The organism is Corallincola spongiicola (assembly GCF_004284785.1).
GTDB classification, from domain to species: Bacteria; Pseudomonadota; Gammaproteobacteria; order Enterobacterales; family Neiellaceae; genus Corallincola; species Corallincola holothuriorum.
The window spans coordinates 273,001-299,018 of sequence record NZ_SHLY01000001.1 but is presented as its reverse complement, the minus strand read 5'-3'; the positions used below and the strand labels follow the sequence as shown (position 1 = coordinate 299,018).

Below are 26,018 nucleotides of genomic sequence, written 5' to 3'. Positions count from 1 at the left end.
AGGAATGAATAAACACTCTCAGACATCCATGCCCTCCCCGGTATGGGCACCGTCAGACGAACGAGTTAAAAGCTCGGCGATGGATAAGTTTCGTCGCTGGATTAACACTCAATATCATTTGGCACTAAAGAACTACCAGCAACTGCACCGCTGGAGTATTGAAGAGCCAGAGCGGTTTTGGCAGTCGATCTGGATCTTTACTGAGGTCAAGGGAGAGATGGGCGTGGGCCCCTATCTACTTAACGCGGAGCGGATGCCAGGCGCACAATGGTTCCCCAATGCCACTCTCAACTACGCTGAAAACCTACTCTATCCCGAAGGCTTTGAGTGCTTCAACGACCATGAACGCGAGCAAATGAGCGACAAAGCAGCACTGATCTGTTTTGGCGATGATGGCATAGAGGGGATCAGGAAAGAGGTCACTTATCAGGTACTGCGACGCCGTGTTGCCAAGCTGCAACGTGCCCTAGAAGAGAGCGGGGTCGGTGCTGGCGATGTGGTCGCGGGCTACCTGCCTAACTGCTTCCAAACCGTGATAGCGATGCTGGCAACCTCGTCATTGGGTGCCGTATGGACCAGCTGTTCACCAGATTTCGGCGTAAAGGGCGTGCTGGATCGTTTCAGCCAGACCAAACCCAAAGTGCTGTTTACCGTTGATGGTTATCAATACGGTGGCAAAGAGATCGATATGCGTGACAAGTCGGCCGCTGTGGCCGATGCATTGCCATCGTTAAGCGCCGTGGTACAAGTTAATTTCCTCCATCCAGACGCAACGCTACCGGTGTTGCATAAACAGAGTAACGTGACCTATTTCCAGGTGTACATGGACAATGACGCCATAACGCCGACGTTTCACCCCTGCGCCTTCGATGATCCGCTATATGTCCTCTATAGCTCTGGCACCACAGGTACGCCGAAATGCATTGTCCACGGTATTGGCGGCACCTTACTGCAGCATCGCAAAGAGCATCTGTTACACTGCGACATCACTCAGAATGACGTGTTGTTTTTCTTTACCACATGCGGTTGGATGATGTGGAACTGGCTTGCTTCTGGGTTAGCCAGTGGCGCAACGATTGTATTGTTTGATGGCAATCCTTTAGATCGTGAAGACAAACTGTGGCGTATCGCTGAGCAGGAAAAGATCTCAGCACTTGGTACCAGTGCCAAGTACCTTTCAGCATTGGAACAATCGGGTTTTAAACCCGCGGTTCAGTGCCAACTCTCCGAGCTAAAGCTGATCATGAGTACCGGCTCTCCGTTATCACCCTCAAGCTATGACTTTGTCTATCAAGACATTGCTGAAGATCTCTGCCTGGCATCGATATCTGGCGGTACGGATATTGTTTCCTGCTTTGCCTTAGGCAACCCCACCCTGCCCGTATGGCGCGGTGAATTGCAAAGCCTAGGATTGGGCATGGATGTCGCGGTATACGATAGCGAAGGTCGTGCGGTGTTTGGCGAAAAAGGGGAACTGGTGTGTTGTCACCCCTTCCCCTGTATGCCGTTAGGGTTTTGGGATGATAATACCAACGACATACCCCATGGCCATAAGTATCACCGCGCCTATTTCGAGCGCTTCTGCAATGTATGGGCTCATGGCGATTATGCTGAGATAACGCCAAATAACGGTCTGGTGATCCATGGCCGTGCCGATGCCGTGTTGAACCCCGGCGGTGTAAGGATTGGCACTGCCGAGATCTATCGACAAGTGGAACGATTAGATGACGTAGTTGAGAGTCTCGCCATTGGCCAGCCGTGGGAAGATGATCAACGTGTGATCCTGTTTGTGGTACTGAAAACTGGTTCAGTACTGACAGAACTGCTGCAGCAAAAAATACGTCGGCAGATCCGAGACAACACCACTCCTAGGCATGTTCCCGCCAAAATCATTGCTGTCCCCGAATTACCCCGCACCATCAGCGGCAAACTGGTAGAGCTCGCAGTCAAACAGGTGGTGATGAACGAAACTGTCACCAACACAGATGCCTTGGCAAATCCCGAGGTATTAAACTATTTTGCTGCGCTGCCTGAATTGACAAAAGACTAACGCCGACCCTTTTACCACGGCCTTTTGCAAATAAAGCGAGAGTAAAAGGCGGCGTCAACAAAAACCAACGAGCGGGAAAATGCCCACGCCACATCTCTCACTCGGTTAGGACTTAGAACAGCAATCACTACCCTTTGATTCCGCTGTTTTGGCGCAACACCCAGTCTCTTTCGGTGACGGTGTTAAGTATCTAACGCGAATATCAATCCAAACCAAACGTAATATCGCGATCCCCAACACCAGCGCACACAGCTGGGCGAACAAGCCTTCTGACGCCATATGTTGATGCGCAGAGCCACTGATATCCCATGCTTGAGATTCAACCAGTAAATTGAGTAGATACCCAAACAGAAAACTGGCGATCACAACGCCACCTAAATAAGCCACTAGTGCACGCTTACCTAGCTCTTTACCAACAATCGCCAAGGTGCCCAAGTTGGTTGCAGGCCCCGCCATCATAAACACCAATACAGCACCGGGAGATACCCCTGCCATGAGGAGCCCGGCGGCAATAGGAGTCGATGCGGTGGCGCAGATATACATAGGCACGCCAATTAACGCCATCACCACAAAGGCGATAAAACCACTGCCCCACTGAGCCAGAAAACTGGCAGGCACCCAAGTCTGTACCGCTGCAGCAAATGCTAAACCGATCAGCAACCAGAAGGCGATATCCTTGAGCATATCGTGAAAAGAAAACCCCACACCGGCGACCAAGCGCTGATAAACAGAGGGCTGCTTTGTGACTGGCGGCAGTTCACTACTACAACTACTTTTTGAGCTACAACAGCTGGATGTTGCCTTCTCTGCGTCAGCTGATGCAGCAAGACTGCCATCAGAGGCTTCCGCTTTACCCACTAAGACACCGGACAAAATACCGCTGAAAATAGCAGCAATCGGACGCACGATCGCCATCACCGGACCAAGCAATGCATAAGTCACGGCAATAGAGTCTACGCCTGTCTCAGGCGTCGCAACTAAAAATGAAACCGTCGAGTTTTTCGAAGCGCCACTGCGACGTAAGCCCAATGCCGCAGGTACCACGCCACAAGAGCAAAGTGGCAGAGGCGCACCAATCACAGCCGCTTTCACCGTGGCCTTCAAACCTTTGCCGCCTAAATGGCGACTTAAGAAATCTGTTGGAACAAAACTCTTAATCAAACCAGCAACAATAAAACCGAGCAGTAGCCAGGGAGCGGATTCAATAAACAGTCCAATCAAATTATTGGCAAAATCTAACATGACACCTCCTGCGTAATAGGCTCGCCGGTTTCCAGCGCTTGTAAGATCGTGCAATGCTCTGCGGAAATATCACCACCGCAACACGCGTCATTCATCAGTTTCAAGGCGTCTTTAATCCGCCTTAATTCAGTAATTTTTTGCTCAGTCTCGGACAGCTTATCCTCGGTCATCTGCTTCACTTCAGCGCAGGAATGGTGTGCCTTATCTAGACGCAGTGACAGTAGCTCTTTAATCCCGTCCAAGGTAAAACCTACCATTTTAGCTCGCTGAATGAACCGCAGGCGCTCCAAGGCTGCAGGCTCATAGAGGCGGTAACCTGCTGCAGTACGATCGGCTGGCAGGATCAATTCCATCTTCTCGTAATAACGTAACGTGTCATTGCTCACGCCCGTTAGTCGGGAGAGCTCGCCAATCTTATACATGGAACCTCGCTCAGATCTCACCGGATCATAAACATTCGTAATCTCTATACCGTTAATGATAAACCCTAGAGCTAGGTCTAAGGTCAAGTGTTCACACTTTTTTAACTCTGGGCTGTGCAAAGCTATAAGGCTCGATATACTGCGGCCATCACCTATTCTATCCATATGCGTCAGGAACACGCCCTTTATGGCATTAGTAAGCAGACTAAGAACCATCGTATTGGCGCTCAGCCTGTTTTACGCGACCTTCTATCCCGCACTCGCATCAGTGATCTATACCCCTACCAGCTACCAAACCGCATGCCATTTTCACGGGCGCTGCCTCGCCAGAGGAGTCGAATGGTTAGATCAGCGCATTGATGAGTTAGTGGAATATTGGCGTCATGATCGTTATCGATTACCGAGAAACTGGACCATTAAAGAACGACAACACCTAAAAGAAGTTAGAGCGATGTACGATCAATTGGTGTGGGGATTACCAATCGCGCTGATCCTGCTACTCGCCTTCGCCAACCAGAAGCAGATGTTAGCCGCCGCACGCTTTAATACGCTGTTTGTCGTGTCATTACTGCTGCTGATCCCAGTGTTTAACCCGTTCTGGAAAGAAGTTTTTCATCCGTTACTGTTTGATAACCTGATGTGGAAAAACAACCGTGCCGACACCTCCTGGTACTTTATGCCGAAGACCTTCTTTCGCGTCAGTACCATCTACATCATCTGCGCAACGACATTCGTAAACCTGATCATATGGCAGTGGTTAAGGATGCGCCTAAAGCGTCAAGAAAAAATAACAACCGAATAAGCCAATCGAACTTAAAGTAACAAATAGTCGCGTGTCATCACACAGTTGCTTTAATATGGCGCTCCTCAATCAACATCAAGACAATTTGACGAGCTAATGATAAAGACCAACTCTGTCCGCATCACTACGACAGCACTACTGCTTAGCCTGCTAACAACGTCCTGCGGCACCATCCTTCATCCAGAACGCCGCGGCCAAACCAGTGGTGATATCGATCCTGCAATCGCCGTACTGAATGCTGCAGGTTTGATCCTATTTTTTGTGCCAGGCGTTATTGCCTTTGCTGTCGACTTTGTCACTGGCGCGATCTACTTACCACAAGGTAAACAGGTCATGCTCAGCAGTGATGAGTTATTACAGATCCGTGACCCACAGGGAAATATTGATAAACAAAAACTCGCCGATATCGTAACGCTAAAGCTACCCAATCAGAGCGGTTTTCATCCTAGCGAGATGCAAGCAAAAGCTGTCACCAGCGAAATAGAGTTAGCACAGCTGTTCAAACAGCAGGAGTTAACGCTGGCGATCCGCTAGCTGTTTTGCATTACTATATTGATAAGAGTTAGAGCTATCACTTGAAAGGTCACCGATGATAAAGCTAGAGCACATTGCCATCTGGACTAGAGATCTGGAGGGATTAAAAACCTTTTACGTTGACTACTTCGAAGCCACAGCCAGCCAAAAATATACCAATGAAGCAAAAGGCTTTAGCTCCTATTTTCTCGCCTTTGATGGTGAGGCTCGTATCGAACTGATGCAAAACAAAAGTATTCCCGACTGCACCAACGATCCTTATCAACAGGCAACGGGTCTTACTCATATGGCGATATCCGTTGGCTCTGAATATGCAGTAGACAACCTGACCGAGCGCCTGAAAGCTGATGGCTACGAGGTACTGGATGGCCCCCGCCGCACTGGCGATGGTTACTACGAAAGCGTGGTATTAGATCCAGAAAACAATCGGATTGAGATAACGGCTTAGCATTGATAATACCCATAACTACTCGGTAACTTTCATTAGCGCCCACTGTTACAACAGCTTATATTAAGTTACGCTAGCTCAAGGTGTTAGCTATTTAAGCCGCTCTACGCAATACCTATGAGTTTCATGGAGGAAGATAATTTGCAGCACAAATCATGGATAGCACTCGCCACCGCATTGACGCTCTACGGCTGCGGTTCTTCATCTGATCCGACTGAGCCCTCAGTACCGGAAGCGACAGCCCCAGCTGAAGAGGTTCCCACACCGGAACCACCGTTTTTCACCACTTTCCCTGTGGATGAAGACGCCGTTACTGATATTCGAGATTATCTCGTTGAATCACCTGCACTACAGCTTGTAGAAGTCAGCGATGACCAAGTACTCACAACGATAGAAGATATAAATCGTCATAGTTTGGACGCTTATCAAGAGGTGATATCAAACTCTCGCAGGAACTGGGGCGAGAACAGCTTATCTTTGGTTGCTGGCTTTGAAGAAATTCGCGCGCAAGCTATGGTTGGCCTAGGAGAAAGAAACTCCTCTGTCGCTAATATGATTGATTCACGCCAAAGTGATGAACAGCTGAATGCTTCCTTATTAGAGATCCAGAAGGTCATCTGGCAAACACTGCCACCAGAACAACATACCAAAACAAACCATGTTTGGTTACAAACAAACTACCCACTGGATAGGCAATATCTTAGTGAATTAGAAAGCTACTATAACGCCAAGTTAGAGCCTGCCGATTTTATAACAAACAGTGACACTGTTGAGGACCTTATCGGCCAGTGGTTTGTAGCGCATTCAGGTTCATATCATTGGGGTTATGCAGCATCAAAAACCCGAGTCGTTCAAGCTACCACCTCCTACACAAACCTTAACTGGCATGAAAGTAACGTAGTGGAAGCAATATTTGAGTACGCCGAAGATTATGGTACGTCCAATGATGAACTACTCGACAATATCTACCCCGGAAAGGTCGCTGCCATAGCAATCAAAAATTCCGCGGTGCGTTCAGCCAATACGGAATTTGAACAGTTCGATATTGCCCTTGGAAGTTCGAAGCTTATTCTACGAGTGATCATGCCGTTCCATGGTCATTTTGATGCAGTAGAACAAACCTATATCGAAGGCAATTTAGCGGACACAGTTGCTCTTCCATTAGACGAAGCTGACGCTGTAATTCTACCCTGCATCTCATTTGAAAAATCAGATTTGGAGCCTGAAGATACGAGCTTTTATGATTCAGATTTCGAACGAATCAACACTTACGGTGCGCTGGAGCTTAGCGTTTATAATCAATTCAGTAAGATAACACTAAACAAACATGGAATAACCAAAGAGTTTAATCAGAGCATGAGCTTACAAGGTACTGCAGAAGAAAATTATTATTTCGCTGGAGCCATAGGTGACGGCTCTGGCTGGTATAAAGTTACTCCTCACATTGATACCACTGGTATACAATCGATTATTCGCCCATTTATCTTTGAGCTCCGTGACCCTACCACCGATGTTGTTATAAATAATGGTAGAGTTCGACGCTTGGTATCGAGCGAAACACTTGCGGAAGATTTAGAAAGTTGTCGCAACTAATAAAAAACGAGGCACTACGCCTCGTTTTTTATGCTCTTAATTGTCTTCACTTCTCAGCAAACTACGCGACTGCTTGCTCCAATATTTCACGGCTCTGTTCAAGGCTGATTTTCTGATGTTCACCCAGCGCAGTCATACCGTGGCTTTCCAGGTTACCAACAATGCTGCTGATGGCGGCGGCTTTATCCGCGCCATGCTCGGTCAGCTGGGTTGGCACATCTAAGCTGTGATAGAAGGCTTCTATCGCTTGCACGGTCCGCTCTGCCAAGTCATCACCAGCATCCAAACCGAACACATTACGCCCCATCTGCTCCAGCTTGGCCTTTTTATCGGCCATCTGGTTACGTAACAAAGATGGCTGCACAATCGCCAGCGAACGAGCATGATCAACGCCATACAAAGCGGTCAACTCATGGCCTATCATGTGCGTCGCCCAATCCTGTGCCACACCGGCACCAATCAAGCCATTCAACGCTTGGTTAGCAGTCCACATCAAATTTGCGCGCCAGCTATCGTTATCACGATCAGCAAATTGCGACGCTAACACCCTCAGATTCTTTAATAAGGCTTCTGCGTAACCATCCTGCACCATCGCATCTGCCGGAAAGGTCAAATACTGCTCACAGGTATGCACCCACGCATCAACGATACCGTTAGCCAATTGGCGCTCAGGCAATGTCTTCATTACATCAGGGTCCATTACGGCAAACTTGGGTTGTACCGCGGGTGCCAAAAAGGCCAGTTTGGTTTGCGTCGCGGCTTTAGTGATCACGGCGCCCATATTTGATTCTGAGCCTGTCGCTGGCAAGGTTAAGATCGCCGCCAATGGTACGGCCTCTGTCACCTGGTGTTTGCCTTCAAGGATATCCCAACCGTCGCCGTCATATAACGCCGCTGCGGCGACATATTTAGAGCCATCTATCACCGAGCCACCGCCGACAGCGAGAATATAGTCAACGCCCTGCTCCTTCACGATAGCCACTGCTTTATTCAGTGTCTCCGCCGTTGGGTTGGCTTCAACCCCAGAAAATTCTAGCCAGTCATACCCTTCTAATGCCGCGCCCACTTGATCATAAACGCCGTTGCTTTTAATTGAGCCACCACCATAAATCACCAGCACTTTCTGCTGTTTCGGGATCAATCCACTAATAGAAGCAATCTGACCCTGACCGAACTGGATCTGTGTTGGATTAACATAAGAAAATTGCATTGAATTCACCCTTAATTTTTAAATTCTTTAACAACACGGACTCAACGAAGCGACAACCATCGCTCCATCAATAAACTTGTGACTAGCATAATAGTATTAACAGGTGTAACCAAAAAGGTCGATTACTGCCTTTATCTTGCCTAATTCTATCAGGTGATTTATTCTCTCTTTCAAATTGTCTGTACAGGTTATCCCTATGTCGATCGCGACACTGATGAATCATTACGTCGAAGCGCAGCAGCTCGATCATCTCGATGGCATTAAAGAAACAGGGATTCCAGGCGTGCGTTTTTACCGCGCCCCGCACAGTAGCGCCAGGCAGCCGCTGCTTTACCAATCCGGGATAATCATCATAGGTCAGGGTCGTAAGTTGATCCATTTAGGCGAGCATAGCGTTGGCTACGGCGCTGGTGACTATCTGGTACTTGGCGTGCCTCTGCCGCTGGAGTGCGAAGCCTTCACTGATGGGGATAAACCCATTCTCGGTTTAGTTATCGATATTGAGCCTGCCGTACTCCATAAACTGGTGGGCCTAATTGAACAACAGACAACTGCAAACGGCTGCCTAAATACACCAAGCCGCGGCGTCCATTCAGTAGCTTTAGATCCCGCAATGGAGCTATCAGTAGAGCGATTGCTCACAGCAATGGCTTGCCCTTTAGATAGTGCAGTATTAGGCCAACATCTGCTGGAGGAGATCATCTATCGCGTATTGATGGGACCACAGGGCAACACCCTATTTGGACTCGCGCAGCAGGACGGACATTACGCCCGCATCGCCAAAGCCCTAAATCGTGTACACAGTGATTACGCAGCACCAATCACCATCGATCACCTCGCAGATGAAGCCAACATGAGTGTATCTGCGTTTCATCGCGCGTTCCGCCAAGTCACCTTGGAATCACCACTGCAATACTTAAAGAAAGTTCGCTTAGTGAAGGCAAAGGAACTTATCTTGCTCGAAGGAAAACGCGCCAATGACGCTGCGCGACTGGTTGGTTACACTAGCCCTTCCCAATTCAGCCGCGAGTTTAAGCGCCACTTCAATCGCTCTCCGAGCACAATGCGGGCATAGTAATTCTTTCCCTGTAAACGCAAAGAAAAAAGCCCCCTCGCCCTCTCCCCTTGGAGAGGGAACTAAGAATTGTATCGTCTTAATTGGCCACTATTTCGTCGTGTAAAGGGGCACCGTAATTATCGCTCCCTTGTTTTTAGCCTCTTCTCCCTTGGGGAGAAGATTGAGATGAGGGGTCTTTTAGCGTTTCGCTCGGTATCTGGCTTTACCATTGAACAGCAAATAGCAAAAGCGCCTCACTCTTGCCCTCCCTTGTCTCTTTGAAAGAGAAGTTTGGAACGTTGGCTTTAACCATTAGTGCTTTCATCTTGAAGCGGAAATAACCCAATAACTATTTGCTTGGCTTTTCTGAGATCCACAGATTAATACTGCCTTTGACCACGACCGTGTCGTTATCGTCTAGCGCGGTCACCGTGACAGGCATATCTCCGACCTGCCATGCCGACTGATCTACCTCAGCCACACAGCGGATGTCCGACCCTGCTTTCGCCGTGTAATCCAGTGTCATCCCTTTCGGGATCCAACGAAGGTGGCGAGGAATAGAGGCTTCCGCCATGGTTCCCATCGCCATCTCTAGGCCATTCGCGATGGCGATAACGTGAACCGTACCTATGTGATTTTCAACACCACGGCGCTTGCGGATCAAACATTCGCATTTACCTGGAATAACCTGAGTAATACGCGGCGTTATTGTACCGAAGTATGGCGCACGACGGCTGATCACCTTGCCAAATAACCAACTACTAAAGGGAAGCTTGGAGAGCAGTCTCTGAGTTCTCAGCACGTAATTTTCAGCCATATTTGTCTCCTGATTATTATTATCATTTGGTACCAGCTGCGGATATCAATACATATCCAAACAATCTGGTCGGACGAGTAGAGGTTATCACTTAAGTACAGGTATGCAAATATGCTCAAAACAATATGAAATGGACGATGCGCGTTTAAAAGAGACTGAAAATTAGTGTATGGGCTTGTGCAGAGGCACCTGCACAAGCGCACAATGGCTAAAACACTTCGTTAGGGGAGCTTGTCGGTCAGCTCAGGAACAAGATCAAACAGATCACCCACCAAGCCGTAATCTGCCACATCGAAAATAGGCGCATCGGCATCTTTATTAATCGCGACCACCACTTTAGCGTCTTTCATCCCTGCGATATGCTGAATAGCCCCAGAGATCCCCAATGCGATATACAGATCCGGCGCAACTATCTTACCTGTCTGTCCGACTTGAAAATCATTGCCGATAAAACCCGCGTCTACAGCAGCTCGCGATGCACCCACAGCGCCATTAAGTTTGTCAGCCAGTTGTTCAACCAGATGAAACTGTTCAGCACTTTGTAGACCCCGACCACCCGACACAACGACTTTCGCAGCACTGAGCTCTGGTCGTTCACTTTCAGTGATCTGTTCACTTACAAACGACGACAAGTCATTCACGGCCAATGCTGCAATATCCTCTCTCACTCGCACCACAGTGACGGGATTACTGCCATCAGTTAGCGGCAAAGCAAATGCAGCACTACGGATAGTAATGACCTTAATAGCATCATGGCTACGCACTTTGGCGATGGCATTTCCCGCATACATTGGGCGAATAAATGTATCCTCGGATTCAATCGCGATCACATCAGACGTCATACCAACATCGAGCATAGCCGCTACCCGCGGTAATAGGTCTTTAGCAAACGTACTGCTGCCAGCCACTACAGCTTGATAATCCACAGCCAGTGCCGCGATCACCGGCGCCAAAGATTCTGCTAAACCATGTTCGACCGCGGCACTCTCCAATAGGTGGATCTGTCCGAGCGGATAGCCCTGTAACTGGTCGACGATATGGGCGCTAGACGCTCCCCACAACAACAGCTCAACGTTCTCGGAGAGCTGCTGCGCTGCAGTCACCGCACGGCAGGTTTGCTCACTGAGTCGCTGACCAGCAGCTCCATCACTTTGTATCTCTGCTATCACTAACACGGCCATCAGATCACCCCCGCTTCATTGCGTAACTTATCGACCAGCTCATCGACACTGCTGACTTTGACCCCGGCTTTTCGGGGCGCGGGCGGCTTCAGTTCTAGGATCTCTATATGTTGAGACAGGGCCGATAGATGCTCATCAACCGACTCCGATTCCAGCGGTTTCTGACGCGCTTTCATGATGTTGGGCAGAGATGCAAAACGTGGAGTATTCAAGCGCAGATCGGTAGTGATTACAGCAGGTAACGTCAGGCATAATGTTTGTAATCCTGAATCCAGCTCTCGCGTCACATTGACCTTATTCCCGTCAATCTCGACTTTTGATGCAAACGTACCCTGTGACCAGTTCAATAGCCCGGCAAGCATCTGGCCAGTTTGATTATTGTCGCCATCAATCGACTGCTTACCCAGCAGCACCAATCCAGGTGACTCACGGTCAATCACCCCTTTAAGCAGTTTGGCGACATTTAGCGGTTCCAGTTCACTATCTGTTTGCAAGTGAACCGCACGATCGGCGCCCAATGCTAAGCTAGTGCGCAACTGCTCCTGACTTGCCCCGTCACCAATTGATACGGTAACCACTTCACTTGCGAGACCAGCCTCTTTCAGCTGCACGGCTTGCTCTACTGCTATCTCACAAAATGGATTAACGGCCATTTTAACCCCTGCGGTCTCAATCCCAGTGCCATCAGCCTTTACCCGCACCTTAACGCTGGGATCGATCACTCGCTTAATCGCTACTAAAACCTTCATTTCTACCCCATTGATTCAACCAGACTAGGCTAAATGCCAGTGCCATTAGCACGCCAGAGCGCTGCTGTAAGAATGGCTTTCCAATCTGTCATGTTTTGATTATCTTAGTTTTCGTTGACGTTAACGTAAACCTGTATCAAGGTGACAACTATCAGGTTTTGTGTAAAGGGAACTGAACAAGATGCAACGGGAACAGATGAGTTTCGATCTGCTGATCGTGGGCGCAGGGCCAGCGGGGCTTTCAGCAGCGATCCGAGCGAAGCAACTGCAGCCAGAAATGAATATCTGTGTGTTGGAAAAAGGCCCGGAGGTCGGTGCACATATCCTTTCTGGTGCCGTATTCGACCCGATAGCACTGCAAGAGTTGTTTCCCGGCGAACTCTGGCGGCAAGCTCCATTAGGCCTTAGCGTCAATCAAGATCAGTTACTTCGCCTCTCCCAAACAGCCAGCAAGTTGATGCCTGAATGGACTGTACCCAAAGCCTTACACAATGACGGTTGCAAGATCCTGAGCCTTGGCAAACTCTGCCGCTGGCTAGCGGAACAAGCACAAGCATTAGGCGTCGATATCTTTCCCGGCTTCAGTGCGCATCAACTTAAATATGAAGGTGAACAAGTCGTTGGCGTGATCACAGGTGACATGGGGCGTGATAAGCAGGGAGAGCTTAAGCCCGGTGGCATGTTAGGGATGGAGATCCTTGCCCCTTATACCCTGCTGGCAGAAGGCTGCCGAGGTCACTTAGGCAAACAGGTCGTAAATAGGTTTGCGCTGGATGCAGGCAAAGATCCGCAGCATTACGCCCTTGGCTTTAAAGAAGTATGGCGCGTCAGTAAAGACAAGCATCAACCAGGGCTAACCCAACACACCTTCGGCTGGCCACTGACTGAGGGCAGTGGCCACAAAGCGAACGGCGGCGGCTTTATCTATCACGGCGAGAACCAGCAGGTATATCTCGGGTTAATCGTCGACCTTAACTATCAGAATCCGCACCTGGATCCATTTGAAGAGTTTCAACAGTTTAAGCGCCACCCGATGTTCAATCATCTGCTCGCAGAGGGCGAACGTCTGAGCTACGGCGCCCGCACCATTGCAAAAGGCGGTTGGCATTCATTGCCGAAAATGAGCTTCCCTGGCGGTATGTTGATCGGCTGCGATGCGGGCACATTAGATGCTGCACGTATTAAAGGCTCCCATACTGCGATGAAGTCCGGCATGTTAGCCGCCGAAGCTATCGCAGCTGCCGCAACTAAAGGGGCTGCAGAGGCAACAGCGAACACAGCGACAGACCATCCAATCACAGATTTCGACAGTCGGGTCGAAAACTCGTGGTTAGGCAGATCACTTTATTGCCATCGCAACAGTGTCGCTAACCTACATCGTTTTGGGCTACTGGCAGGCGGGGCGCTAAATTGGTTAGAACAAAATCTGCTGAACGGACACCTTTTTTGGCATAGCCGCGACCAAAGCCATGATCATGAACATATGCTAACCGCGGCTGATGCGCCGCCTATCAATTATCCAAAGCCCGATAAAACCATCACCTTCAGTCGTACGGCATCACTGTTTTTGTCCAATCTAAATCACGACCATGACCAGCCAAATCATCTGCAACTCACAGACGACAGTATCCCGATCAACGTAAACCTAAGCCGTTACAACGAACCAGCACAACGCTACTGCCCCGCTGGCGTATATGAAGTACAACAGATCGACGGCAAAACCAACTTTGTTATCAATAGCCAAAACTGCCTGCACTGTAAGTGCTGTGATATTAAAGACCCTTCCCAGAATATTCAGTGGGTCACCCCGGAGGGTGGATCAGGACCGCAATATACGGATATGTGACCAAAACAAGCGTATTAATCAGTTGAGTAATTTGTTGTTCTGCAACGTGCAAAATCAACTATTGTTAGAGATTAAGTAAGATCCCAACAGGATTAATGACGAGCCGATGCAGTTAGTTAATTTTAGCCCGTACAAACTAGCGCTGCTGTTGACATTCCTCGCCAGTGGGATCGCTGAATCAGCCGCCGGATCAAAGCTTAAATCTCCCGTTCAGCAAGGGATTATCCAGTTAGGCGTGCAAGACTTCCCATTCTACGCGCCATACTCGCTCTGGGAGAAAGATAGTTATCAGGGGTTTAATCGCGAGTTATTTGATCTTTTTGCGAGCTATTTAAATAAACAGATCCGCTACCAACCTTACTCAGTAAAGCGACGAACGTTGACACTGATAAGCGGCGAATCTGCGCTTATCTATCCTGATAACCCCCAATGGGCTCCAGAAGCAAAAAAGAGCAACAAAATATACTACAGTCAGCCAGTTACCAGCTATATCGACGGTGTTATGGTTACGCCATCTCAGCAGGCTATGACGCTGCCTTCACTAAAAAGATTGGGCATTCTCCTCGGATTTACTCCGGTACCGTATCAGGCGATGATCGACCGCGGTGATATTGAAATACATACCGATGCAAACATCGGTGTGTTAATAAACATGGTGATCAGTGGCGCGTTGGACGGGGTGTATTTAAATACCGCAGTGACTAAGCAATACCTGCAACAAATCATAGCTAAACCTAACGCTTTGGTGGTCGCCGAGCAGTTGCCGTTGATTCGCAGTTCACGCCATTTAAGCACAGCACACTACCCTGGGCTTATCGCAAGCTTTGACAAGTTCCTGAAAACTCATCAGCAAAGTGTGAACGCACTGAAACAGAAATATGGCTTGCCGCACAACAACTGAGTATGGTCGATTACAGCACAATTCTTGGTTATCAATAGACATAGGCGTCAAGCCGAATAAAATACCCTGCATTAGACTCATCTTACGTGTACCCCCATGCTTCGTTACTTTGTCCCGCTTATCATCCTCTTCTGCTACGCAAAATTGGTGTGGGCTGATGAGCAATCACAACCCCTTCCAGAAGAGTTAGTCGCTGATAACACTCTAAGCGCAGAACAGATCAGCAGCAGAGTGACGCTGATCGAAAGCTATTTAACGGCTGGACACTATGACCAACAGCCCCACGTTAGATTGGAAGCGATAGACAAGTTGGTACAGTTGCTTCGTACCACTGGGCGACTGAAACAAGCGGAACAATATAACTTGCAACTGCTTGGTGACTCCGTTGAGCAGAGGCAGCCCTTGTACCAGATCCGCGCCGAAAATAACCTAGGTAATATTGCGTATACCCGAAGCAACTATTTAAAAGCGATCGCGCACTTCAAGACGGCACTGTCACTGGCTGAGCAAACAGACAGCCGTCGCGCCGTCGCCCGTGCCAACCTGAATGTGGCGCGCGGGTTACGAGCGATATCCCGCTTGTCGGAAGTGCAGCCTTATGCCCAAAAAGGGCTCACATTGAGCCAGCAAGTGGGTTACCTCGATGGCGTTCTCTCTGCGAACACCCTGCTATCTCAACTGTTCGAAAAACGTGGTCAGTATGATCTTGCGTTGAGCTATATGCAGAAAAATTTAGCATTAGAAACCGAACTAAACGATGAGAGAGGGATAGCAAGTACGCTATACAATATTGGCTCACTGTACATTGACACTGGGGATTTCAAGCGAGCAGAAAGCTACTTTAACCAAGCACTTAACATTGACAAGAAATACGACAATGCCAGTGACATTGGCCACGACTACATGAAATTAGGAATACTCGCAGGCGAACGTAAACAGTGGGAACAAAGCACGCGGCTCCTTCTTCAAGCCCTTGAAAAATTCAAAAGTATCGACGCCAACAGAAACCAAGGTTGGGCACTCATCAATCTTGGCCGCAGTTACACCAGGCAAGGCCAGTATCTGCTCGCTGAAGGGGTTTTAAAACAGGGAATAGATAAAGCGACGACTGCCGAAGATAAACACTTAGTGGCACTTGGACAAAGATTTGAGGCCGAACTTGCCGGTAAATTAAAACAGTTCGACCGCGCCCATGCCTTGGTGGATCGCGCACTGGTAAAAGCCATCGAAGAAGAAAACCTCGATGGCTTAGCCAAGCTGTATTTGTTACGCAGCGAGCTGTTCGAATTAGAAAATATGCCGTTTGAAGCATTAAAGGCCTATAAAGAGAGCGCCCTGGTAGAAAAGAAGCTTTTTGGCCAAGGAAAAAACCTGACCATAGGTCACTTGCAGGCGAGCGTAGAATCACTTAACAAAGAGCATAAAATCAGCCTGTTAGAAAAGGATCGAGCCTTACAGCAAGCCGTTGCCAAACAGCACAAGCTGGAACGAAACAGACTAATTACAGTTCAAGTATTTAGCATCCTAATTTTGATCGGGTTGATCCTCTACCTCTACAGCAAACGGCGGGTCGCGCAGTTAAAGAACCAGGTCATGGAAGAAGCTATCGCCCGAAAGAATAATCTGCTGGCAGAAGTTTCTCATGAACTCCGTACGCCGCTTGCTGTGCTTAAGCTACAACTTGAAGGGCTGGAATATGATCTAGTCGACGACCGCCAAGGAGCTTATCGCAAACTGCACGGAAAGATTGCTGAGCTTAACCAACTGATCCACGATATCTATCAGTTGGCTCGCGCGGATAGCGGACTACTGGAGTTGAACTTTCAAACACTTCCCGCCCTTGAGCTGTTAGAAGAAGCGGGAGACGAATTTCAGGAGCTCGGCGAAGATGCAGGATTTGATATTGAAGTTCGCTTAAACATCGATGCGCAACTGCATATTGATGTTGATGCTGTGCGCTTTAAACAAGTGCTGGTTAACCTATTGCGAAACAGTATACGTTACACCGACACACCGGGTTGTATTCGCCTCTTAGCAAGACAGCAAGCCCATGAACTGCATATCCGCGTGGAAGATTCTGCACCAGGCGTGATGAACGAGGACTTGCCAAGGCTATTTGAACGACTATTTAGAGCCGAAGGATCGCGCAGCAGGGATACCGGCGGCTCGGGTCTCGGCTTGTCCATCTGTAAAAGCTTAGTGGAGGCGCATTCTGGCACTATTGCTGCGGCAAGAAGCAAACGCGGCGGCTTACGAATAGACATACGCCTTCCAATCAGTACAGCAATGGGCTGATTGGATGCCGCCATCAAACCTTGAGATTTAAGATAGAAACCAGCATTGAGTATACGCCTCACCAGCGATACCTTGTTTATTCAATACACGACTTAACACTATTAACAACTTGAATAGGCGCGCTTTTTGCTGAACCAACCCAGTTGCCGAATCGGCCAGAGTAGATCTCTCTTGCAAGGTAGTTAATTACCGCTTTATCTTGCAACCTGTCACTTGAGGTGAATGTGTCATGAACACTTGCGACATCAGTGGGATAAAGAGTCACCAAGCCTAACTCTTCCGCTGATGGAACCAAAAGTCCTCCATCCACCGTCGATTCACTATTGCTCAAGGTGATCTCTGGCACTTCGTAAAATATCCCCAGTACGTCACTGGTTTTGGTAATAACAGTGAGGTTGCTTTTACCTACATTCTGCAGGTGAAGATAGATCTGATATTGGTAACGCCCCCTGTCATCTAGCCCTGTGCAGACCACCTGCCCCTGTTTCACGATCAAATCATTCGCCCATAACGATGACGATAATGCGCATAAAACCGTTACCAAAACTAACCCGGCACATCTGCAAAAGGTCATAAACTCACCAGTAAAGTAATTGTATTCAGCAGGTTATAGCACTTAGACTAATGAATTCTCAACGCCATATAGAGATATATTTAGGCTGCCATGATCTACAGCGGCAAATGCAGGAGTTAAGCAACATAAAGCGCTCGCTAAAAAAAGCTGACATAGCGTCTAATGCCCTATAGAGAGTCCTATCACCTGCAAGCTTGCGGGCTGTGCACCGGCGATGAAATCGGTGGGAATGACAGGCGTTTGGGATGGCTCATCGAGTGACAGCCTATTTATCATGCTTCGTCCTAACTTACAGGCGCCAAGCACTTCCCGCGCAAGTTTTATCTCTCGCCAGTGATCACTATGACGTAGCGTATTGATGGCCAGCCGATCCGAATCAGGCAAATGATCTGACGGGTGCAGGTCATGGCTCATCTTGGCGGCTTCCAAGCGCCATAAAAGTTCCAGATTAGCATCACGCATATAGTTAACTAGAAACTGACGACTGCTATCAGCGTCCTCAACAGCCATTAGCTGGTCTCGTCGTTGGCTAACGCCATATAGGCGGCTCAACTTTTGGCGAAGACCTTGTGCGGCTGCTGATATTTGATCCGACCTTTTCAATGGCAGATGTTGCGGCAGCAACTTGATCTCCCCTCCTTCGCCGAAAACAACATCAAAACCACTGCCAGCTCCCTTTAACATCTCCGCTAACTGATTGGCCACGGCTTCGCTGGCTTCTCCTCTGCCTAAATCCAGCCATGGCTCGCTATCTTGCGGCAAAGACAAAGGCGTAAAAACAATGAGGTCAGCGTTGTTAGACCCGATTTCGTCACTTGACGGAAGCAGGTTTACCTTAACAAACAGCGCCAGCAACCATATTGAAATTAAGCTAAACAAGATCGGAATAGCGCACTTATTGATCCATAAGTGCGCTTTTATAACTGTGCAATGCAGCTTGCCAACGATTTGCTGCTGATAGCTTGTAGCCATATTTGCTTACCGTCCCTGGTTTGCTCGTTTACTCGATTAGTGCCAATGTCTCTTCTGCTTGGCGCCGTATTCCCGAATGCAATGTGTCATCGGACGCCATCATGTTCAGTAACATTATCAGCTCTTTAGCGTGGTCTATGGTGACCCCGGGGGCTTGCTCTACGGCAAGCTTCAAGAATGGTGATTGTTCGATAAATCTTGATGTCTCAGAACATTTACTAAAATGCTGGCTGACGTTGTGGTTTGCAACACACATGAAAAACTCCACTGAATCGATTGAAAGCGCATAACTGGTAAGCGCTTTGCTTTAGCTCAGGAGAAGTATCAAACAGAAATGTGCAGCGATTGTGGAGATTGTGCAGGTCAGAGGTGTAACCAGGGATAATTCAGTAAATACCCAGCTCATGGCCACGCACCCTGCTTTTTTGCATTGTACGCTTCGACTAGCTTACCGCCGGTTCGTACTTATAGCCCACTGAATAAACGGAGCAGACTGGCTCAGCTGGCATATTAAGACATTTAAGCTTCTTGCGCAGGTTTCGGATATGGCTGTCTACCGTGCGATCAGATATCACGCGATAGTCTTTGTATACCAGATCCATGATCTGTTGCCGTGAATAGATACGGCCGGGCTGACTGTGTAATAAGGCCAACAGGTTAAACTCTACCGCAGTAAGCTGCTCACTGACGTCACCATAACTGACCGTAAATCGCTCATGATCTAAAAGAAGCTGCTTTGCTGGCGCAGACTTTGGTTGAATACGTCGAAAAATCGCCTTTATTCTCATCACCAGTTCAGGTGCGCTAAACGGCTTACATACGTAGTCATCCGCACCGATCTCAAGCCCAATCAAACGGTCAACCTCTTCCGTTTTGGCCGTTACCATGATGATAGGCACTTCTGAAAAAGCTCTGATCTCTTTACAGCAGGTTAAACCATCTTTGCCTGGCAACATCAGATCCAGTAACACCAAATCGGGACGATGCTGTTGCACAAACTCCGCAACCCCAACCCCTGTAGAAAAGTGGGTAACATTAAAGCCTGCCGCCTGAATAAATTTCACCACCATTTCAGCAATGTCGGCTTCATCTTCAACAAGTAAAATTGAGGGTTCCAAAGAGATATCCGTCTACCTAGCTTAGCCATATTTGTAAGGGCTGAACGAAACCATCAGCCCCACGCGAATGCTTTATCATCACAGCGCCGTATGCTATTGCCCGCGAACCAAGGTTGCAATCTCAACTTCATCGCCATTGAGTAAACTCAGCTGATGTTTTGTCACGGTGAAATACTTGCTTTGAGACAGCATAGTCAACATCGCAGATTCCACCTCCATGATGCGCTGACACATCTTTCGTGTACCAGCAATGGGCCCAAAAGAGAGTGTGGGTCTACCCTCTCCTTCCGTACTGATCACGTAGTCGCCACGAAAATGATTACACCCTGAGAAACCTGATGCCGAACCACTGGTCATCAAGGTCAATTTCAGATTTGATTCTTCAGCTGTTTTAGCCAACACATCACCGTTAAGAGATAACAACGTCCAATCCCCGATGACGGCACTGATATCGACAGCTGACGCTGCAGGAGACTCGGCGGGTTCATCCACAGCAACCTCTGGCGCATCTACCGCTGCGCGTTTGCCACCCACCTTTTCAAGCAACATGTCAATCCGTGGCACGCCAAATGGCTGATACGCTTGTGTGGTTGTAAACAGCAGCTGGTCAGCCATGTATATCTGCCCACGCAAGCTATATCGTGCTTTCGGCTTTAACTTGGCCTGCTCATAACTTAATTCGAATTCGTAAGGCGGCGCCGTCGTCAAAGTTTGCCTTAAGCTCGCAACAGTTTCGCTCGCGGCATCCGCTTTCGACACATCTTCAAGCGATATAACCAACTCAGCACCAGGCGGCAAAGCTATCCTTTCACGGTAGCTAGCGCTCCCCACTAACTTAGCTGCCATTGTCTCTTCCTGTTGTGCTTGCTCAGTTGGAACCGTCTGGTTCTGGCTGTCACAGCCAGTGACAATACCTGCACTCATGCCAGCAAGCATCAAGGTAGCGCCTAATCGGCAAAGGTGAAGTGTACGCATCTCATAACTCCTATCGTTCCCATATCATCAGTATGGGAGCATAAACTTTGTTAACCATTACATTGGCATTCACGATAAACGCTAGCCTAAAAACCAAGTAAACGACCATTAACAACCAGTGAGGCACGAATTAAGCGAGCCAACCTAAATGCCTCCCCAAATAGCACCAACCAGCGCCACTGTGCCTGCGACGCCACAAAGCCACATTAAGATAGGGCGAAACCGGCCACCGTCAATATAGCCACGGCTGCGCGTTCCCAGCATCAGCCCCAATACTGATATTGGTACAAAGCTAAGGCTTTGCCATAACAGCTCACTATTTAAGATCCCACCGACACTATAGCCAGCCAAACTCAACAGACAGGAACACATAAAGTACAACGACAAATTGGCGCGGATCCGGTATGGCTCACCATGTTGCATCACCAAGGCTAACGGTGGGCCACCGACCGCAGTGGTCGAACCCATCACCCCCGAAACAAGCCCCGCCCAAGCTAATCGTCCTCGGGTGACTTCAAATTTACGCCCCCAAAACGAAATAACCACAGCCATCAGCACCGCTGTCGCCACGGATATCTGTAGCCATTGCACGTTGAGTGTCATCAATAGCCAAACGCCGATAACCGTACCCGGCACCCTGGCGACAATAGGCACGGCCATCATCCTCAGTTGAATATGGTGCCGTAACTGCCAAACATTCATGGCGCTCAGGGGCAGCGCCACCACAGTGAGCATCACGGGCACCCATTCCGGCTTGATCAACACGATAATCGGCGCCGCGACAATCGCCAGACCAAAACCCAGCGCCGATTGCAACCAGCAACCCGCCAACACCATTAAGGCCGAAATCGACCAAATTAACAGTTCACTCACAACAATCTCTAATATCCAGTTTCATGCCCGTTTGGCCTGTCTGATAAAAGCGATAAAACACACTGAACGATATCGCCCTGGAAGGTACCCGAAATGCTACGCCCATCGGCCGCGTGTGACTACGTCAACGTATTAAAAGTCATTGAATGCGAATGCTTTCTTGATCACACCCAGCAAACAAGCGTTGGCTATACTGAACGATAGCCAAGGAGGTCATGATCAAGAAACTCATTCTCCCATTAATCTTAGTGCTATTAAGCTACGGCTTTTGGGCCATGCCACAGCTAAAGGAGATCTTAGCCGGCGTCGCTATTTTCCTGTTTGGTATGTTAGCGCTAGAGGACGGCTTTAAATCTTTCACTGGCGGCGTTCTAGAGCGCCTACTCAAGCGCACCACCAATAAACTCTGGAAAAGCCTGTCATTTGGTGTACTCACAACGACCCTGATGCAGTCCAGCTCACTGGTCACCATTATTACCATCTCCTTTCTCAGTGCCGGATTACTCCCCCTCATGCAAGGCGTCGGTATTATTTTTGGCGCAAACCTGGGAACAACCACGGGCGCCTGGCTGGTCGCCGCTTTTGGCCTAAAAGTAAAAATTTCCGCTTACGCCATGCCGTTGTTAGTGTTTGGCGTGATCCTGGTGTTCCAAAAACTAAAAACCTTAAAAGGAGTGGGTTACCTGCTCGCCGGTATCGGTTTCCTGTTCCTTGGCATTCACTATATGAAAGAGGGATTCGAAACCTTTCAATCCAGTATTGTACTCTCAGATTATATGGCGGATGGCATCGCTGGCCTGCTTATTTTTACCTTATTAGGAATGGCCGCGACCGTGGTCATGCAGTCTAGCCATGCCACCCTGGTATTGATCATTACCGCACTAGCCGCCGGACAAATCACCTATTACAACGCCTTAGCGCTGGCGATCGGAGCCAACGTTGGCACCACCATCACTGCCATCATTGGCGCGTTGGGGGCGAACATCGAAGGTAAACGCCTTGCTGCGGCGCATCTGGTGTTTAACTTGGTCACGGGTATCACCGCATTGGTACTGATTGTACCGCTAGCTAACTTGGTGGATGGCATTGCCGAAACCGTCGGCATCGGCGAACAGAACTACACCCTAAAACTCGCGCTTTTCCATACGCTATTTAACGCCTTAGGTATCGCGCTGATGTTGCCATTTATCAAAGCGCTGTGTCGCGGATTGGAGCACTACCTGCGCACCGATGAACGTCGAGAAAGCGTGTCTTTGCCTCTGTCCAGCCCCGATAGAAGGCGTGAACAGGTGAAGCCGCTCTATCTTAAAAAAGCCGTACTAAATAACCCTGATACGGCACTGAAATCGATGATCATGGAAACCCATCATCTATTCGATAACGTCTACGGCGTTATTGCCCGCGGCCTCATGTTGGATCGTTCCGTGGTTGAATCAGATAAAGACCTTAATTCACAGCTTGAATCTCCGGTTTCTAAAGATGCATTCTGTGATATCGATGAGCTGTACCAGCGTTACATTCAACCAGTCTATAGCGAGTTGTTTACGTTCGCAGCCACGGCACAGCCGGAAATGAACAGCGCACAAAGCAAAGAACTATTTGCGATAAAAGCCACCGCGCGCGATCTAGTCAACGCAGTCAAAGATATTAAACACCTGCAAAAAAACCTGCGCCAATATCTGGTGTCAGATAATGTGCATATTCGTCAGCAATATGGCGAAATCCGCAGCCAAATTGCGTTCTTACTGCGACGACTCTACTTTATCCGCCACGATTCCCTCGCGCAGGAAGACAACGACGCCGAACTGGTGATCAGCCAATTACGCATGACACTAGAAAAAAATGACGTCATCTCCAATGACGCACTCGACGAACTTATCCGTCACCGTGAGCTAACCCCCAGAATGACAAGCTCATTAATGAACGACAGCCATTACTGTCGGTCTATATCTAAGAACCTGATAGATACCGTTGAAGTATTGATGACAGCAGGATCTGGCGGCGAAGGCGTACTCAGCAGAGAGCTCGCCCTGGCCCCCGATGAAGTTGAAGCCCTACTGGCATCAGAGCAGTCTGAAACAGAAGCAGGAGATAATGGGTGAACAGGTCGATCGAACGTCTTGCCAGCTGGTTTAATCGGTTCCTCACCGAGGACGCCGAGCACAACAAAGAGCAGCTGGAACGAGTAAAAAAGAAGTTGAATAAGCTGAAGCGTAAATCCCATATGCTGCAACAACTGATCGACGAAACTAACAATGAACAGGAAAAAGAGACACTACAAAGCGAACTAAAGATCGCCAAAGCGATCCGCATTAAAGCCCAACAAAAGTACAAAGCCTTAAAAACTGAAATGCAGAATAAAAAGAGCAGCAAAGAGTAAAGGCATATTCAGCGGGAGTGAGCTATCGGCCTTCCTATTTTGAAGTCAATGACGCAGCTGATTAATGGTTTTTTCCTTTGATCTATGTCTAAAACCAAGAGCGGCATTGAAACAGAAAAGCGGGGGTTGGAAGACCTTGGTTCCGCTAAACACACAACTAACACCGCTCAATTTAACTGCCACTGTCGCTACCCAAGTTGGCGACAAAACCCTCTACCGGAAGCTGCAGAAATATCGGTTCTAATGCTTCAATAAGATCTTCGCCGAATCCCCCTGCCAACAATTCTATTTCGAATCTATTCGCCTCTTGGTGCCAGTTTTCAGCATACAACTGCTCGCTATCAAACTCTTCAAAAAACTCATCCAGTAAATCACCCGCATCCGCTTTCAGGTCGTCGAATAAGTCTTGTAATTTTGCGCCGCTGCCACCTTCGGCAAGCAGTGTACAGATAGATGACCACAAGCTGACTTGATTGGGTTTTACTACAAACTGAAGTTTTACAATATCACTCATCACTTACTCTATTTTTATCAAGTTCAGCTGTTAACGGAAATACTGCCAACTGGATAAATCAGAGACAGGTAACTGACTAACAATATCAATGAGACTGACTTCCAGCGCGTCAAGATCTTCTACTTGTTTGGGGAAGATATATAAGAGCATGATAGAACCATTACTATTATTTCGACGATCGAACTGCACCCTCGCTTGATGGTTTGCAAAGGCATTGTCCCAAGCTGCTTCAAGTAACGGGTTGCATTGCTTAAGGACTCTTCGCAACTTCGTGTCTAGCGCTTTTGCAGAGCACCAACATTCATGCTCGTCATTTTCACCAACCAACGTGGGACGTTTGTCATTTAGAATCAGGCTGCGCCACCCTGTTAACTGGTCATCACTCAGAGTAAAGGTGATTTTAATCTCCCTTTCAAAATCCACACCATGCTTATCTATGTGCTGCCATAGTGTATCAAATGCAGGTTTGTGGTCAGCTATCTCACGGAAGCGAGCGAGCAGCTTATCACGTATCTGATTCATCTCTTTTATATGGGTAGGTAGCTTATTTGCAGCACTTTTTATCGGGCCAGCCAGCAGTCGCCATAGCCCCTCCTGAAATAGCTCTTCGTCACCATCATATCCCTCATATTGCGCAGTTGAAAAAGACGTATCATGAATCAGATAAAGTGCTGATAAAGCAAAATCAGAGCGCTCCAACCAAAGTGGTGTAGCTTGATGTTTCTCTGCACAGAGCATCCACGAAGAAACGCTTGATAAAAAGTGCCGCAAGACAGCCACTGCAGTTATTTGCATCGGCAGAGAAGAACCTCCGACTAAACAGGGAACCCGTCTATTCAGGTCAAACTTGTCACCCCAAAACCAGTCAAAAATCGCTAACCGCTGCGCTTTTGACTGATCTGCAAACCTGCCGTAGCGTATATCAGGTTCCGTTTTCAACAATGCATAGAAAAATGTTGCCGCTTTAACGCTCTGATCGAACTTTTTAACTTCGTCATCCTCAAGCTGCCCCAGAATAAACTCGAACGCTTCTCGACTTTGTATCGGAAAGTGATCGAAGTAGAGCCGGATTCGTTGCCCTGCTGAAAACTTAGCCAGCCCTTTGCGATTGATTTCTCCGCGCATAAAGAGCTGTTTAACCGCTTTTACGGTCGTACGAGGCCAGCATTCAGCATAAGCGTCCTGATGCTCTTCATCCCAATTTGCCTGACGCTGTTGTTGCCACGTAGGGTCATCAATAATTTTCATCTGCAACGCCAATGCGCTGGTTTCATTCAACGTTTCGCTCATTCGTCCTCCTAGGTTTATTGGGCATCCATTCCTCATCAAGTAAAAAAACTCCTAAAGCGATCCGTATTAAAGCCCAACAAAAGTACAAAGCCTTAAAAACTGAAATGCAGGATAAAAAGAGCAGCAAAGAGTAAAGGCATATTCAGCGGGAGTGAGCTATCGGCCTTCCTATTTT

The 26,018-nt window shown here is 48.3% G+C and carries 25 protein-coding genes; 11 read left to right on the top strand and 14 right to left on the bottom strand.

The window, feature by feature from the left end:
- Positions 1-4 precede the first annotated feature (4 nt).
- Positions 5-2,050 (top strand): acetoacetate--CoA ligase, encoded by a 2,046-nt coding sequence (locus EXY25_RS01260; RefSeq protein WP_246019469.1) that lies wholly within the window; start codon positions 5-7, stop codon positions 2,048-2,050.
- A 105-nt stretch (positions 2,051-2,155) separates the two neighbouring features.
- On the opposite strand, the gene EXY25_RS01255 is transcribed toward EXY25_RS01260, so the two are convergent.
- Complete coding sequence (locus EXY25_RS01255; RefSeq protein ID WP_130565443.1) at positions 2,156-3,292, bottom strand: SO_0444 family Cu/Zn efflux transporter; 1,137 nt, start codon at positions 3,290-3,292, stop codon at positions 2,156-2,158.
- Entirely contained in the window at positions 3,286-3,714 is a 429-nt protein-coding gene (zntR, locus tag EXY25_RS01250) for a Zn(2+)-responsive transcriptional regulator (RefSeq protein ID WP_130565442.1), read from the bottom strand. Before zntR ends, EXY25_RS01255 begins: the two co-directional genes overlap by 7 nt.
- Before the next feature lie 187 nt (positions 3,715-3,901).
- On the opposite strand from zntR, the gene EXY25_RS01245 reads away from it, so the two are divergent.
- From EXY25_RS01245 to EXY25_RS01230, 4 genes are all read left to right on the top strand, one after another.
- Positions 3,902-4,516: a lipoprotein intramolecular transacylase Lit gene (locus EXY25_RS01245; protein ID WP_165419215.1), complete on the top strand. Its 615-nt coding sequence runs from the start codon at positions 3,902-3,904 to the stop codon at positions 4,514-4,516.
- Between the two features lie 96 nt (positions 4,517-4,612).
- Positions 4,613-5,050 (top strand): hypothetical protein, encoded by a 438-nt coding sequence (locus EXY25_RS01240; protein ID WP_130565440.1) that lies wholly within the window; start codon positions 4,613-4,615, stop codon positions 5,048-5,050.
- 55 nt (positions 5,051-5,105) lie between these two features.
- Complete coding sequence (locus EXY25_RS01235) at positions 5,106-5,498, top strand: VOC family protein (RefSeq protein WP_233496484.1); 393 nt, start codon at positions 5,106-5,108, stop codon at positions 5,496-5,498.
- A 126-nt stretch (positions 5,499-5,624) separates the two neighbouring features.
- A complete protein-coding gene (locus tag EXY25_RS01230; RefSeq protein WP_165419214.1) occupies positions 5,625-7,091 on the top strand; it encodes a serpin family protein in 1,467 nt (488 codons plus the stop codon).
- A 61-nt stretch (positions 7,092-7,152) separates the two neighbouring features.
- Here EXY25_RS01230 and EXY25_RS01225 read toward each other — a convergent pair whose 3' ends face one another.
- Entirely contained in the window at positions 7,153-8,301 is a 1,149-nt protein-coding gene (locus EXY25_RS01225; protein ID WP_130565438.1) for an iron-containing alcohol dehydrogenase, read from the bottom strand.
- Between the two features lie 196 nt (positions 8,302-8,497).
- Between EXY25_RS01225 and EXY25_RS01220 the strand changes: the two genes are divergently transcribed.
- Positions 8,498-9,376, top strand: coding sequence for an AraC family transcriptional regulator (locus tag EXY25_RS01220; protein ID WP_130565437.1), 879 nt, complete (start codon positions 8,498-8,500; stop codon positions 9,374-9,376).
- A 331-nt stretch (positions 9,377-9,707) separates the two neighbouring features.
- Here the strand turns inward: EXY25_RS01220 and EXY25_RS01215 are convergent, their stop codons facing one another.
- From EXY25_RS01215 to EXY25_RS01205, 3 genes are all read right to left on the bottom strand, one after another.
- The gene (locus EXY25_RS01215) at positions 9,708-10,175 is read right to left on the bottom strand and encodes a hotdog fold domain-containing protein (RefSeq protein ID WP_114338598.1); all 468 of its coding nucleotides are present in this window, start codon (positions 10,173-10,175) and stop codon (positions 9,708-9,710) included.
- 221 nt (positions 10,176-10,396) lie between these two features.
- Positions 10,397-11,356, bottom strand: a complete 960-nt coding sequence (locus EXY25_RS01210) for an electron transfer flavoprotein subunit alpha/FixB family protein (protein ID WP_130565436.1) — start codon at positions 11,354-11,356, stop codon at positions 10,397-10,399.
- The gene (locus tag EXY25_RS01205) at positions 11,356-12,105 is read right to left on the bottom strand and encodes an electron transfer flavoprotein subunit beta/FixA family protein (RefSeq protein WP_130565435.1); all 750 of its coding nucleotides are present in this window, start codon (positions 12,103-12,105) and stop codon (positions 11,356-11,358) included. The genes EXY25_RS01210 and EXY25_RS01205 overlap by 1 nt, the downstream gene beginning before the upstream one ends.
- Before the next feature lie 181 nt (positions 12,106-12,286).
- Here EXY25_RS01205 and EXY25_RS01200 point away from each other — a divergent pair, with 181 nt between their 5' ends.
- The 3 genes from EXY25_RS01200 (at position 12,287) to EXY25_RS01190 (ending at position 17,147) form a co-directional block, all read left to right on the top strand.
- Positions 12,287-13,951, top strand: coding sequence for an electron transfer flavoprotein-ubiquinone oxidoreductase (locus EXY25_RS01200; protein WP_130565434.1), 1,665 nt, complete (start codon positions 12,287-12,289; stop codon positions 13,949-13,951).
- A gap of 106 nt (positions 13,952-14,057) precedes the next feature.
- Positions 14,058-14,852: a substrate-binding periplasmic protein gene (locus tag EXY25_RS01195; RefSeq protein WP_130565433.1), complete on the top strand. Its 795-nt coding sequence runs from the start codon at positions 14,058-14,060 to the stop codon at positions 14,850-14,852.
- 96 nt (positions 14,853-14,948) lie between these two features.
- Complete coding sequence (locus EXY25_RS01190) at positions 14,949-17,147, top strand: tetratricopeptide repeat protein (protein WP_130565432.1); 2,199 nt, start codon at positions 14,949-14,951, stop codon at positions 17,145-17,147.
- A gap of 76 nt (positions 17,148-17,223) precedes the next feature.
- Here EXY25_RS01190 and EXY25_RS01185 read toward each other — a convergent pair whose 3' ends face one another.
- The 6 genes from EXY25_RS01185 to EXY25_RS01160 form a co-directional block, all read right to left on the bottom strand.
- Positions 17,224-17,643 (bottom strand): hypothetical protein, encoded by a 420-nt coding sequence (locus EXY25_RS01185; protein WP_130565431.1) that lies wholly within the window; start codon positions 17,641-17,643, stop codon positions 17,224-17,226.
- A gap of 237 nt (positions 17,644-17,880) precedes the next feature.
- Positions 17,881-18,693, bottom strand: coding sequence for a hypothetical protein (locus tag EXY25_RS01180; protein WP_130565430.1), 813 nt, complete (start codon positions 18,691-18,693; stop codon positions 17,881-17,883).
- Positions 18,694-18,721: 28 nt separating this feature from the next.
- On the bottom strand, positions 18,722-18,949 hold the full coding sequence (locus tag EXY25_RS01175) for a hypothetical protein (RefSeq protein WP_114338589.1): 228 nt from the start codon (positions 18,947-18,949) through the stop codon (positions 18,722-18,724).
- Between the two features lie 187 nt (positions 18,950-19,136).
- Positions 19,137-19,811 carry a response regulator gene (locus tag EXY25_RS01170; protein ID WP_207232084.1) on the bottom strand — a complete coding sequence of 225 codons (675 nt, stop codon included), beginning with the start codon at positions 19,809-19,811 and terminating at the stop codon, positions 19,137-19,139.
- A gap of 93 nt (positions 19,812-19,904) precedes the next feature.
- Positions 19,905-20,786 carry a YbaY family lipoprotein gene (locus EXY25_RS01165; protein WP_130565428.1) on the bottom strand — a complete coding sequence of 294 codons (882 nt, stop codon included), beginning with the start codon at positions 20,784-20,786 and terminating at the stop codon, positions 19,905-19,907.
- A 144-nt stretch (positions 20,787-20,930) separates the two neighbouring features.
- Complete coding sequence (locus EXY25_RS01160; RefSeq protein WP_207232083.1) at positions 20,931-21,659, bottom strand: sulfite exporter TauE/SafE family protein; 729 nt, start codon at positions 21,657-21,659, stop codon at positions 20,931-20,933.
- A 215-nt stretch (positions 21,660-21,874) separates the two neighbouring features.
- On the opposite strand from EXY25_RS01160, the gene EXY25_RS01155 reads away from it, so the two are divergent.
- Positions 21,875-23,761 carry a Na/Pi cotransporter family protein gene (locus EXY25_RS01155; protein ID WP_130565427.1) on the top strand — a complete coding sequence of 629 codons (1,887 nt, stop codon included), beginning with the start codon at positions 21,875-21,877 and terminating at the stop codon, positions 23,759-23,761.
- Positions 23,758-24,039 carry a hypothetical protein gene (locus tag EXY25_RS01150; protein ID WP_130565426.1) on the top strand — a complete coding sequence of 94 codons (282 nt, stop codon included), beginning with the start codon at positions 23,758-23,760 and terminating at the stop codon, positions 24,037-24,039. The genes EXY25_RS01155 and EXY25_RS01150 overlap by 4 nt, the downstream gene beginning before the upstream one ends.
- 172 nt (positions 24,040-24,211) lie before the next feature.
- On the opposite strand, the gene EXY25_RS01145 is transcribed toward EXY25_RS01150, so the two are convergent.
- Complete coding sequence (locus EXY25_RS01145) at positions 24,212-24,553, bottom strand: hypothetical protein (protein WP_130565425.1); 342 nt, start codon at positions 24,551-24,553, stop codon at positions 24,212-24,214.
- 30 nt (positions 24,554-24,583) lie between these two features.
- Complete coding sequence (locus EXY25_RS01140) at positions 24,584-25,843, bottom strand: hypothetical protein (protein ID WP_130565424.1); 1,260 nt, start codon at positions 25,841-25,843, stop codon at positions 24,584-24,586.
- Between the last annotated feature and the right edge of the window lie 175 nt (positions 25,844-26,018).

Bases quoted from the DNA above. Each gene is read 5' to 3' on its own strand.
- EXY25_RS01260 (WP_246019469.1), top strand. From the start codon at position 5: ATGAATAAACACTCTCAGACATCCATGCCCTCCCCGGTATGGGCACCG.
- EXY25_RS01255 (WP_130565443.1), bottom strand. From the start codon at position 3,292: ATGTTAGATTTTGCCAATAATTTGATTGGACTGTTTATTGAATCCGCT.
- zntR (WP_130565442.1), bottom strand. From the start codon at position 3,714: ATGTATAAGATTGGCGAGCTCTCCCGACTAACGGGCGTGAGCAATGAC.
- EXY25_RS01245 (WP_165419215.1), top strand. From the start codon at position 3,902: ATGGCATTAGTAAGCAGACTAAGAACCATCGTATTGGCGCTCAGCCTG.
- EXY25_RS01240 (WP_130565440.1), top strand. From the start codon at position 4,613: ATGATAAAGACCAACTCTGTCCGCATCACTACGACAGCACTACTGCTT.
- EXY25_RS01235 (WP_233496484.1), top strand. From the start codon at position 5,106: ATGATAAAGCTAGAGCACATTGCCATCTGGACTAGAGATCTGGAGGGA.
- EXY25_RS01230 (WP_165419214.1), top strand. From the start codon at position 5,625: ATGGAGGAAGATAATTTGCAGCACAAATCATGGATAGCACTCGCCACC.
- EXY25_RS01225 (WP_130565438.1), bottom strand. From the start codon at position 8,301: ATGCAATTTTCTTATGTTAATCCAACACAGATCCAGTTCGGTCAGGGT.
- EXY25_RS01220 (WP_130565437.1), top strand. From the start codon at position 8,498: ATGTCGATCGCGACACTGATGAATCATTACGTCGAAGCGCAGCAGCTC.
- EXY25_RS01215 (WP_114338598.1), bottom strand. From the start codon at position 10,175: ATGGCTGAAAATTACGTGCTGAGAACTCAGAGACTGCTCTCCAAGCTT.
- EXY25_RS01210 (WP_130565436.1), bottom strand. From the start codon at position 11,356: ATGGCCGTGTTAGTGATAGCAGAGATACAAAGTGATGGAGCTGCTGGT.
- EXY25_RS01205 (WP_130565435.1), bottom strand. From the start codon at position 12,105: ATGAAGGTTTTAGTAGCGATTAAGCGAGTGATCGATCCCAGCGTTAAG.
- EXY25_RS01200 (WP_130565434.1), top strand. From the start codon at position 12,287: ATGCAACGGGAACAGATGAGTTTCGATCTGCTGATCGTGGGCGCAGGG.
- EXY25_RS01195 (WP_130565433.1), top strand. From the start codon at position 14,058: ATGCAGTTAGTTAATTTTAGCCCGTACAAACTAGCGCTGCTGTTGACA.
- EXY25_RS01190 (WP_130565432.1), top strand. From the start codon at position 14,949: ATGCTTCGTTACTTTGTCCCGCTTATCATCCTCTTCTGCTACGCAAAA.
- EXY25_RS01180 (WP_130565430.1), bottom strand. From the start codon at position 18,693: ATGGCTACAAGCTATCAGCAGCAAATCGTTGGCAAGCTGCATTGCACA.
- EXY25_RS01175 (WP_114338589.1), bottom strand. From the start codon at position 18,949: ATGTGTGTTGCAAACCACAACGTCAGCCAGCATTTTAGTAAATGTTCT.
- EXY25_RS01165 (WP_130565428.1), bottom strand. From the start codon at position 20,786: ATGCGTACACTTCACCTTTGCCGATTAGGCGCTACCTTGATGCTTGCT.
- EXY25_RS01155 (WP_130565427.1), top strand. From the start codon at position 21,875: ATGATCAAGAAACTCATTCTCCCATTAATCTTAGTGCTATTAAGCTAC.
- EXY25_RS01145 (WP_130565425.1), bottom strand. From the start codon at position 24,553: ATGAGTGATATTGTAAAACTTCAGTTTGTAGTAAAACCCAATCAAGTC.
- EXY25_RS01140 (WP_130565424.1), bottom strand. From the start codon at position 25,843: ATGAGCGAAACGTTGAATGAAACCAGCGCATTGGCGTTGCAGATGAAA.